This window comes from Sphingomonas sp. CCH9-E2 (genome assembly GCF_001557215.1).
GTDB lineage: Bacteria > Pseudomonadota > Alphaproteobacteria > Sphingomonadales > Sphingomonadaceae > Sphingomonas.
On record NZ_LSJM01000178.1, the window covers coordinates 1 to 9,508 of the forward strand.

Sequence of the window (9,508 nt, forward strand, 5' to 3'; positions counted from 1 at the left end):
ACCCCCGACCCCTCCCTTTCAGGGAGGGGAGTGAGGGCTAGCCGAACACCCGCCCCAGCACGCCTGCATAGATCCGCGTCAGCGCGTGGAGATCGTCGAGCGCGACCGCTTCGTCGAGCTTGTGCATCGTCGCGTTGAGCAGGCCGAATTCGACCACCGGGCAGATGCGCGACAGGAAGCGCGCGTCGGATGTGCCGCCGCTGGTGGACAGTTCCGCCTCGACCCCCGTTTCCGCCCGGATTGCGTCCGCCACCAGCGTGGACAGCGCGCCCGGTTGGGTCAGAAACGCCTCGCCATAGGCCCGCCCGTGCACGATTCCGGCGGGGGCATGGGCGTGGACGATATCCTGTACCCGCGCGATCAGCTCGTGCCCGCGATGCTGGTCGTTGAAGCGGATCGAGATGCGCGCCTTGGCCCGGCTCGGGATAACATTGGTGGTGGGGTTGCCGACCTCGAGGTCGATCACTTCGATGTTCGATGGCTGGAACCAGTCGGTGCCTTCATCCAGCACGATCGCGTCGATCTCCGCCAGCGCGCGGATCAGGCGCGGGACGGGATTGTCGGCGAGATGCGGGTAGGCGACATGGCCCTGCCGCCCCGGCACTTCGACATCGATCACCGCCGATCCGCGCCGCCCGATCTTGATCGTGTCGCCGAGGCGATGCGCGGAGGTGGGCTCGCCGACGAGGCACAGGTCCGGGGTCAGGCCGCGTGCCGCCATCCGCTCCATGATCGCGAGCGTGCCATAGGTTGCCGGGCCTTCCTCGTCGCCGGTGATGATCAGGCTGACCGTGCCGGAGGCGGGAAGGGGAGCGAGCGCCGCGACGAACGCCGCGATCGCGCCCTTCATGTCGACCGCGCCGCGCCCGTAGAGCAGGTCGCCGCGGATTTCCGGCTCGAATGCGCCGCTGGCCCAGCCATCGCCGGGCGGTACCACGTCGAGATGGCCGGCAAAGGCGAAGTGCGGCCCCGGCCCGGCGGTGCGGACGGCAAGCAGGTTTTCGACCGGGCCATCGGGAGCCTCACCCGCAACGAACCGCTCGACATCGAAGCCGAGCGGGATCAGCGCCGCCTCCAGCACGTCGAACACCGTGCCGCGCGCGGGGGTGATGCTGGGCGCGGCGATCAGCGCCTTGGTCAGGTCGACGACATCGGGCATAGTTGCTCCTTCAATGGAGGCTCCTTTGCCCAAGCTCGACCTCGACACAATCCCGCAGACCAATGCGACCGGCTATCCCGCCGAATATGCCGATGTCGTGCAGGGTCGCTGGTACCGACGGCTCGCCCCGGCGTCGGGCCTCACTGATTTCGGCGCGAGTCATGTGACGCTCAAGCCCGGCGCCTGGTCCGCGCACCGCCACTGGCATGAGGGCGAGGACGAGCTGGTGGTGATGCTGGCGGGCGAGGCGGTGCTGGTCGATGATGCCGGCGAGCATGTCATGCGCCCCGGCGATGTCGCGGCCTTCCCCAAGGGCGACGGCAACGGCCATGTCCTGCAGAACCGCAGCGACGCCGATTGCGTATTCGTCGCGATCGGTCGCCCGGCGGCGAGCGACTGCCATTATCCCGACATCGACATGCATCTGGAGAATGGCGTCGGGTTCAGGCGGAAGGATGGGGGCGGGTTTTAGACCGGCGCCTGCTCGAACTGTTCGATCACCCATTCCTCTTCCTGCGCGCCGGCGATCCAGTCCTGCATGAAGGGATGCTGGAGCACCGCGTTCATGTATGCCGGGGCGAAGCGTGCGACGGGGAGCGAGTAGGTGACGAAGCGGGTCACGACCGGCGCGAACATCACATCGACCGCGCCGAACTGTCCGAACAGGAATTCGCCATCGCCGCCGTAACGCGCGCGGGCCTGCGCCCATAGCTCCATGATCCGCTGGATGTCGTGCATCACGTCTTCGTCCGGGGTTTTGGGCGGATAGACCTGACGGATGTTCATGCTGTGCTTGCGGCGCAGCGCGGCATAGCCCGAATGCATCTCGGCCGCCATCGACCGCGCCATCGCGCGCGCGGCCGGGTCGGTCGGCCAGAATTTGTCGCCGCCCGACTTTTCGTTCAGATATTCGACGATGGCGAGGCTGTCCCACACCACCGCGTCGCCATCCCACAGGATCGGCACCTTGCCCGATGACGGCGCGAACTCGTCGCCTTCGCGCCGTTTGTCCCAATCCTGATCGTAGAGCGGGACGACCACCTCCTCGAACGGAAGCCCGGAGAGCTTGCATGCGAGCCAGCCGCGCAGCGACCAGGAGGAATAGGCCTTGTTGCCGATGAAGAGCTTGAGCATCGCGCGGGGATAGCGGCGGGGCGGGGATGGGGCAACCTGTCCACTATGGTCGAAGCGGCGGCGGTGGTAGACGGTCGCCATGACCCACGTCACCGTCTGGTACGACGGCCAATGCCCGTTGTGCGTTCGCGAGATCGCGCTGATGCGGCGACTCGACCGGCGTGGGCGAATCGCGTTCGTCGCGATCGAGGGGCTGGGCGATGGCGCATGCCCGGTCGATCGGGCGGAGTTGCTCGCCCGCTTCCATGCGCGGGAGAATGGCCGATTGCTGTCCGGCGCGGCGGCATTCGCGGCGATGTGGCGCGCGATCCCGCTGCTCCGCCCGCTGGGGCTGGCGGCGCGTAACCATGTGGTGCTCGCGCTGCTGGAGCGCGGCTATCGCGCATTCCTGCGCGTCCGACCCCGTCTCCAGCGCTGGGCGAGACGCGTTCCGCCCGCCTGACCATTTCGCTTGCACGGCGGCCGCTGACGCGACAGGTTGCGCGCCGGGGCCGGTTGCGCAGGGGGAAGTAATGTCACGTAAGTTCATGATCTTGGTCGCTGGTCTTGCGACGATCGGTGCCGCGCCGGCGGCGCAGAATCCGTCGCCCGCACCGGCCCCTGCGCGCGCCGCGCCCGCGCCCCTGCCGGTCGAGGTATTTGCCCAGCTGCCGCAGATCGAGAATCCGGCGCTGTCGCCCGATGGCACGCGGCTGCTCGCCCGGGTCGCGCGTAACGGGCAGATGCTGCTCGCGATGATCCCGCTCGATGGCAAGACGCCGCCGTCCTTTTACAATCCGGGCAAGTCCGACCTCAACTGGTGGCGCTGGGTCAATGACGAATGGGCCGTGGTCGGTATCGGCCGCGAACAGCCGCTGGAGGGCGAGAATTTCTACTTCCGGCGTGCCGTCAGCCTGAACGTCAAGACTTCGGCCATGGCGGTACTTGCCGGGAAGCAAGCGGCGCAGATCGGCGACGATGTCATCTGGACCGCGCGCGATGGCACGCCGCGGCTGATGCTGGCCTATCAGGGCTCGATCTATACCAACACGATCGACTTCTGGGCGCGGGTCGAGGAATTCGATCTTGCCACCGGCAAGAGCAAGCTGGTGCAGGGGCCGCGCGAAGGCGTGCTCGACTGGTATGCCGACCGCGATGGCGTGGTGCGCATGGGCATCGGTTCGTCGCTCGACGGACGCACCAGCCGGTTGCTCTATCGCGAAGCCGCCGACAGCCCCGTGCGGACGATCGACCGTACGCGCGGCCCGGATGACCGCATGACCATTCCGTCGATGTTCCTGCGCGACAAGACCAAGGCGCTGATCGTCGAGGACGATGCCGATGGCTTTTCCGCGCTGTACGAACTCGATCTGACCAGTTTCAAGCGCGGCAAGCAGTTGTTCGCCACGCCGGGCTATGACATCGCCGGGATCGTCCCGGACCCGGCGGGGGACGGGTTTCTGGGCGTCGCGGTCGAAGAGAACCGGCCGATGACCAAATGGGTCGATCCGGCGATGGCGGCGCTACAGACCCGGCTGGAGGCGCGGGTCAAGGGCGCGCAGGTCGACATCGCATCGATGAGCCGCGACCAGAGCGCCGCATTGATCCGCGTCAGTGGTCCGGATTCGCCGGGAGCCTGGCTGCTGTTCAAGCGCGAGGGCGAGGAATTGCTGCCGATCGCCAACGACAATAGCGCAATCGGGTTGAAGCGGCTGCACCCGGTGCGCACGATCCGTTACAAGGCGCGCGACGGGGTCGAGATTGCGGCGGTGCTGACGACGCCCAAGGGACGTTCGGGCGCGCTGCCGCTGATCGTCATGCCGCATGGCGGTCCGCGCGCGCGCGACAGCGAAGTGTGGGACTGGTGGACGCAGTTCCTGGCTGATCGCGGCTATGTCGTGATCCAGCCCAATTATCGCGGCTCGACCGGTTACGGCACCAAGTTCATGGAACTGGGCGAGGGTCAATGGGGTCGCGCGATGCAGGATGACCTCGACGATTCGGTCAAGGCGCTCGCCGCGCTGGGCATCGCCGATCCCAAGCGCGTGTGCATGGTCGGCGCGTCCTATGGCGGCTATGCCGCGCTGCGGGCGGCCCAGCGCGACAGCGACAAATATCGCTGCGCCATTTCCTATGCCGGCGTGTCCGACCTCAACCGGATGATCCGCTATCAGAGCAATTTCCTCTATTCCAAGTCGCGCGGCGACTGGCTGCGGCGGCAGGCAAGCGACCTCAAGGACGTGTCGCCGGTCAATTTCGCGGGGTCGTTCAGCATCCCGGTGCTGATCATGCACGGCAAGGAAGACCGCGTCGTGCCGATGGTCCAGTCGCAGGTCATGGCGCAAAAGCTGAAGAGCGCGGGCAAGGACGTGACCTATATCGTCCAGCCGCTGGGCGACCATCACTTCTCGCGCCAGGAGGACCGGCTCGAGTTCCTGAAGGCGATGGAGGCGTTTCTCGCCAAGCATAACCCGGCCTGAGCCGCAGAAAAGAGACGCCCGGGAAGGCCCGGGCGTCTCCCTTGTTCGCCTTGGCGATACGTGAGGGTTGGCGAAACTCAGTTCCGCCAACCATCACGTTGGTTCAGTCTTCGAGGCCCGCGAGCTTCGGCCCGATGGTCTTGGCGACATCGGCACGCACCGAGTCGTTGTGCGCCTTTACCGTCATGACGACCTTGCCATCCTTGTCGAGCAGCACTGCTTCCTCGCTCGAGCCTTCCGGTGCCAGCCGGACGATCAGCGGGCGCGGATACAGCCGATTACTTGCGCCGTTCGCGCCATCGACGATTGCGCCAACGCCACCGCCAAGCAGGATGTTGCCAAAAGCCGAACCGCCCAGCTTGGACTGAATCAAGATGTAAGTGGACTTGTAGCCAGCCAAGCTGATGTCCGCGCGCCTGTCATCTTTGCGCTTGAATTTGAGCGTGCAAGGCGTGGTGCACGTTTCACCGCTCGTGAACTTGACTTGAGCCCCATCTGGCTTCGACTGGGTCGCATAGTTGACGTTCGGTCCATTCATAACCGTTGCACAACCACTAAGGCTCACGGCCAGAAGAGCCGTGGCCGCCACAGATACTAACTTCATGAAATAGGTTCCCCAGTTCGAATCGTCTCCGGTGAGACGACAGTGGGAACATTGTCGGATAAGCCTCTGACAGCAAGCGTAATTTTCGGGACAGAAACTAGATACTAACGGCCTCGACCACCGCGGCGCGCAGCTCGGCAATGCCGTCATTCTTCTCGCTCGACGTAGCGAGGATGTCGGGATGGGCGGCCGGACGCTTGCGCGCTTCGGCGATGGCGCGTTCGGTTACTTCGGCAAGCTCGGCCGGCTTGATCTTGTCGCCCTTGGTCAGGACGATGCGATAGCTGACCGCTGCTGCGTCGAGCATGTCGAGGATCTCGCGGTCGACATCCTTGATGCCGTGGCGGCTGTCGATCAGCACCAGCACGCGCTTGAGCACGTCGCGCCCGCGCAGATAGTCGTTCACCAGGAAGCGCCACTTTTTGACGATATCCTTGGGCGCCTTGGCAAAGCCATAGCCGGGCATGTCGACCAGGCGGAACTTCACCGGATCGCCCACGTCGAAGAAGTTCAGTTCCTGCGTCCGCCCCGGCGTGTTCGACGTGCGCGCCAGCGCGTTGCGCCCGGTCAGAGCGTTGAGCAGCGAGGATTTGCCGACGTTCGATCGCCCGGCAAACGCGACTTCCGGCACGATCGCGTCGGGCAGGAAGTTGAGCGCAGGCGCGGATTTGAGGAACGCGACCGGACCCGCAAAGGTCTTGCGCGCGCCCTCGATCAGCTCGGGGTCGAATTCGGTCACTTCTTCCCCTTAGCCGGCTTGGCGTCGATCACCGCGCCGGTCGCGGGCACCGGTTCCTTGAGCGCCGGATGGCGGCTGTACAGGAACTTCTGCTGCGCGATGGTGAGCAGGTTCGAGGTGATCCAGTAAAGCTGGAGACCCGCTGCGAACGGTGCCATCACGAACATCAGAATCCACGGCATGATCGCGAACATCTGCTTCTGCACTTCGTCGGTCGGTGCCGGGTTCAGCTTGAACTGCGCCCACATCGACACGCCGAGCAGGATCGGGAACACGCCCAGCGCCATGAACATCGGCAGCTGGATGCCGGTCAGGTAATGGACGAGGTTGACCAGGTTAGCCGGGTCGGGCGCGGACAGATCCTTGACCCACAGCACCAGCGGCTGGTGGCGCATTTCGATCGACAGCATCAGCACCTTGTACAGCGCGTAGAGGATCGGAATCTGCAGCAGGGTCGGGAGGCAGCCCGCGAGCGGGTTCACCTTCTCGTCCTTGTACAGCTTCATGATCTCCTGCTGCTGGCGCGGCTTGTCGTCCTTGTAGCGCTCCTGCAGCGCCTTCATCTTGGGCTGGAGAGCGCGCATCGCGGCCATCGACGCGAACTGCTTCTGCGCGATCGGGAACAGCAGCAGGCGGACGGTGACGGTCAGCAGGATGATCGCCAGACCGAAATTGCCGACCATGCGGAACAGCCAGTGGAGGTAATGGAAGATCGGCTTTTCGAAGACTTCGAACCAGCCCCAGTCGATCGCCTTGCCGAACTGGTGGATGCCGCCTTCCTCTTCGTAGCTGTCGAGCAGGTTGATGTCCTTCGCACCCGCAAAGAAGCGCGTCGTCTGGGTCAGCACCTGGCCCGGCGCGATCTGGCGGGCGGTGGTCGGTTCGAACTGCGCCTGGGTTGCGGTGCCGGCGCCGGGGCGGAAGCTGAGGCTGACCGGCATGCCCTGATCGGGCACAAGTGCCGTCAGCCAGTAGATGTCGGTATAGCCGATCCAGCCGCCCTTGGCGTCGAAGCGCTTGGTGCCTTCGTCCTTCACCGTATCGTAATTGACGCCATAGTCGACCGCGCCGCCATAGGAGGCGACCGGGCCAGCGTGAATCGTCCAGGTGTCGACGTCCTTGCCCGCGCCATAGCGATAGAGATAGCCATAGCCCGCCGCAGCAACCGCCTTTTGCCCCAGGTTAGCGACCTTCTGGCGGACGGTGAACATGTATCCGTTATCGACCGACAGCTCGATCGCGAAGCGCTGCGAGCCGTTGGTGGCGGTGAGCGTGACCGGGGTGGTCGGGGTCAGCTTCGATCCGCTGGCCTGCCACACCGTGTCGGGGCCGGGGGCGTTGAGGCCCTGACCCGACCAGCCGAAACCGGCGAAATAGGCGTCGCGCGTACCGCTGGGCGACAGCAGGCGGATCGGGGCGCTGCCCTTGGCAATCGTTTCCTTGTGCTTGACCAGCACCAGATCATCGATGCGCGCGCCCTTGAGGTTCAGACTGCCGCGCACCGTCGGGGTTTCGATCGCGATGCGCGGGGTTTCGCGCAGCACGCTGTCGCGGTCGCGGATCGCCTGCGGCGTGTCGGCGGTGGGGTCTGCGCCGGGGTTCGGCACTACCTTGGGCGTGCCGTCGGCCGCCTTGGTTACCGTCGTCGCGGGCGGAGTGGGGAACAGCCAGTTGGTTACCGCCGGCCATGCGAACAGCAGCAGCCCCGCGATTACCGCGAACAGCAGAAAATTCTTCTGGTCTTCTTTCACGTCATTCCCCGGTCAGGACATCAGGGCACGGGATCATAGCCGTGCCCACCCCATGGATGGCAGCGAAGGATGCGCCGCAGCGCGAGCCATCCGCCCTTGAGCGCCCCATAGCGGGAGAGCGCCTGTATTGCATAGGCCGAACAGCTTGGCGCGAAACGACAGCTGGGCGGCAGGATGCGCGACGGGCCGATCTGCCACCCGCGCGCGATCAGAATCAGGATGCGGGCGATCACCTTTTCACCTTTGCCAGCGCCTTGGCCAGTTCGGTCTTGAGCGCTCCATAGTCCCGCTCGATCCCGCTGGCGCGGCCGATCAGGACATGGTCGGCACCCGCGATGCCATCGACCGGCAGCACCTCCCGCACCAGCGCGCGGAAACGGCGCTTCATGCGGTTGCGCGTGACGGCGTTGCCGACCTTCTTCGACACGGTGATGCCAACTCGCATCGTCGCATCATCATCGCCGCGCGGGCGGACGATCAGGACGAAGCCGGGCATCGGCGCGCGCTTGCCGGCATTGGCAGCGAGATAGTCGCGGCGCTGCGTCATCCGCGCCAGCGGCTGGGCCGAACGCAAACAGCCCGCTTCCTCGCCTGAGGAAACGGGCTGGTTCGACACCAGCGATGCTGGCGTCAGGCTTACGCGCTCAGCTTGTTGCGGCCGCGGGCGCGGCGGGCGCGAATCACATTGCGACCGCCGGGGGTCGCCATGCGCGCGCGGAAGCCGTGCCGGCGCGCTCGCACCAGGTTGCTCGGCTGAAAGGTCCGCTTCATCGCTCATTCCCTGAATTCTAGAAACTGAAAAGGCCGCCGCGGGGGCGACCGTGTGAACGGGGCCGTTAGCCAAAGCGGGCAGCGAAGTCAATTCGCAGCGAGCCTTTTTGCCACCGCGCGACGGCGTTTGGCGCTTCCGCGCACCAGAATCCGGTCGATGAACGCACCGACCCGCGGCCAGCGCGCTTTCAATCGCACGAATCGGTGCCGCGCCCAGCGCGAATTGCGCAGGACCAGGATCAGTCCGAACGCCGCGATGACCGTGCCGCCCGGGCCGGGCAGCGGCGATGCGAGCGGCGCGACGATCAGGAACAGCAGCCAGCCGGTCGTCAGCAGGGCGATTCGCACAAAGGGATGCGGATTGCGGCGCATCGCTCCCAAGTGGGGGCGTGTGTTGCAGATGCAAGACGCGGGGAAGATGAACCGTTTCCCTCGCACGAAAAGCGGTTAAAAGTGTGCGAACAAAAGGGGGGCGTTGATGGTCGCGAGTGTCTCGACGGTCGCATATCTCGGGCTGGAGGCGCGCAGCGTCGAGGTGCAGTGCAACCTGGTCCCCGGCCTGCCCAAATTCATGATCGTCGGCCTGCCCGACAAGGCGGTGGCGGAAAGCCGCGAGCGGGTGCGCGCGGCGATGGCGGCGATCGGCCTTGCCATGCCGCCCAAGCATATCGTGCTCAATCTGTCGCCCGCCGACCTGCCCAAGGAAGGGTCGCATTTCGACCTGCCGATCGCGCTGGCGCTGCTGGCGGCGATGGGCGTGACCGATGCCGAGGCGCTGGCGGATTATGTCGTGGTCGGCGAGCTGGCGCTCGACGGACGGATCGCGCCGTCGCCGGGCGTCCTGCTCGCGGCGCTGCATGCGGCGGGGGAGGGGAAGGGGCTGATCTGTCC

At 65.7% G+C, this 9,508-nt stretch carries 13 protein-coding genes; 4 read left to right on the plus strand and 9 right to left on the minus strand.

Annotation, left to right across the window (positions count from 1 at the left end; genetic code table 11):
• Positions 1–37: 37 nt before the first annotated feature.
• Entirely contained in the window at positions 38–1,159 is a 1,122-nt protein-coding gene (dapE, locus tag AX681_RS08995) for a succinyl-diaminopimelate desuccinylase (protein ID WP_066664602.1), read from the minus strand.
• Positions 1,160–1,184: 25 nt separating this feature from the next.
• On the opposite strand from dapE, the gene AX681_RS09000 reads away from it, so the two are divergent.
• Positions 1,185–1,631, plus strand: coding sequence for a cupin domain-containing protein (locus AX681_RS09000; RefSeq protein WP_066664607.1), 447 nt, complete (start codon positions 1,185–1,187; stop codon positions 1,629–1,631).
• Here the strand turns inward: AX681_RS09000 and AX681_RS09005 are convergent.
• Positions 1,628–2,293: a glutathione S-transferase family protein gene (locus AX681_RS09005; protein ID WP_066664610.1), complete on the minus strand. Its 666-nt coding sequence runs from the start codon at positions 2,291–2,293 to the stop codon at positions 1,628–1,630. The two genes, AX681_RS09000 and AX681_RS09005, sit on opposite strands and share 4 nt — an antisense overlap.
• Before the next feature lie 79 nt (positions 2,294–2,372).
• Here AX681_RS09005 and AX681_RS09010 point away from each other — a divergent pair, with 79 nt between their 5' ends.
• The gene (locus AX681_RS09010; protein WP_066664600.1) at positions 2,373–2,735 is read left to right on the plus strand and encodes a thiol-disulfide oxidoreductase DCC family protein; all 363 of its coding nucleotides are present in this window, start codon (positions 2,373–2,375) and stop codon (positions 2,733–2,735) included.
• 70 nt (positions 2,736–2,805) lie between these two features.
• Positions 2,806–4,752 carry an alpha/beta hydrolase family protein gene (locus AX681_RS09015; protein ID WP_082738132.1) on the plus strand — a complete coding sequence of 649 codons (1,947 nt, stop codon included), beginning with the start codon at positions 2,806–2,808 and terminating at the stop codon, positions 4,750–4,752.
• A gap of 103 nt (positions 4,753–4,855) precedes the next feature.
• Here AX681_RS09015 and AX681_RS09020 read toward each other — a convergent pair whose 3' ends face one another.
• From AX681_RS09020 to AX681_RS09050, 7 genes are all read right to left on the minus strand, one after another.
• Positions 4,856–5,356 (minus strand): translation initiation factor 2, encoded by a 501-nt coding sequence (locus AX681_RS09020; RefSeq protein WP_156442936.1) that lies wholly within the window; start codon positions 5,354–5,356, stop codon positions 4,856–4,858.
• A 97-nt stretch (positions 5,357–5,453) separates the two neighbouring features.
• On the minus strand, positions 5,454–6,095 hold the full coding sequence (yihA, locus tag AX681_RS09025; RefSeq protein WP_066664587.1) for a ribosome biogenesis GTP-binding protein YihA/YsxC: 642 nt from the start codon (positions 6,093–6,095) through the stop codon (positions 5,454–5,456).
• Positions 6,092–7,846 carry a membrane protein insertase YidC gene (gene yidC, locus AX681_RS09030; RefSeq protein ID WP_066664584.1) on the minus strand — a complete coding sequence of 585 codons (1,755 nt, stop codon included), beginning with the start codon at positions 7,844–7,846 and terminating at the stop codon, positions 6,092–6,094. The genes yihA and yidC overlap by 4 nt, the downstream gene beginning before the upstream one ends.
• A gap of 20 nt (positions 7,847–7,866) precedes the next feature.
• Positions 7,867–8,079, minus strand: a complete 213-nt coding sequence (yidD, locus tag AX681_RS09035; protein ID WP_066664581.1) for a membrane protein insertion efficiency factor YidD — start codon at positions 8,077–8,079, stop codon at positions 7,867–7,869.
• The gene (gene rnpA, locus AX681_RS09040) at positions 8,076–8,420 is read right to left on the minus strand and encodes a ribonuclease P protein component (RefSeq protein WP_231734911.1); all 345 of its coding nucleotides are present in this window, start codon (positions 8,418–8,420) and stop codon (positions 8,076–8,078) included. The genes yidD and rnpA overlap by 4 nt, the downstream gene beginning before the upstream one ends.
• Positions 8,421–8,482: 62 nt before the next feature.
• Positions 8,483–8,617, minus strand: a complete 135-nt coding sequence (rpmH, locus tag AX681_RS09045; RefSeq protein ID WP_044332822.1) for a 50S ribosomal protein L34 — start codon at positions 8,615–8,617, stop codon at positions 8,483–8,485.
• Positions 8,618–8,704: 87 nt separating this feature from the next.
• A complete protein-coding gene (locus tag AX681_RS09050; protein ID WP_066664576.1) occupies positions 8,705–8,989 on the minus strand; it encodes a hypothetical protein in 285 nt (94 codons plus the stop codon).
• A gap of 106 nt (positions 8,990–9,095) precedes the next feature.
• Between AX681_RS09050 and AX681_RS09055 the strand changes: the two genes are divergently transcribed.
• Positions 9,096–9,508: ATP-binding protein (locus AX681_RS09055; protein WP_197424266.1), on the plus strand; the 413-nt coding region annotated here is incomplete at its 3' end.

Coding starts and splice junctions, on each gene's coding strand:
- dapE (WP_066664602.1), bottom strand. CDS start 1,159: ATGCCCGATGTCGTCGACCTGACCAAGGCGCTGATCGCCGCGCCCAGC.
- AX681_RS09005 (WP_066664610.1), bottom strand. CDS start 2,293: ATGCTCAAGCTCTTCATCGGCAACAAGGCCTATTCCTCCTGGTCGCTG.
- AX681_RS09010 (WP_066664600.1), top strand. CDS start 2,373: ATGACCCACGTCACCGTCTGGTACGACGGCCAATGCCCGTTGTGCGTT.
- AX681_RS09015 (WP_082738132.1), top strand. CDS start 2,806: ATGTCACGTAAGTTCATGATCTTGGTCGCTGGTCTTGCGACGATCGGT.
- AX681_RS09020 (WP_156442936.1), bottom strand. CDS start 5,356: ATGAAGTTAGTATCTGTGGCGGCCACGGCTCTTCTGGCCGTGAGCCTT.
- rpmH (WP_044332822.1), bottom strand. CDS start 8,617: ATGAAGCGGACCTTTCAGCCGAGCAACCTGGTGCGAGCGCGCCGGCAC.
- AX681_RS09050 (WP_066664576.1), bottom strand. CDS start 8,989: ATGCGCCGCAATCCGCATCCCTTTGTGCGAATCGCCCTGCTGACGACC.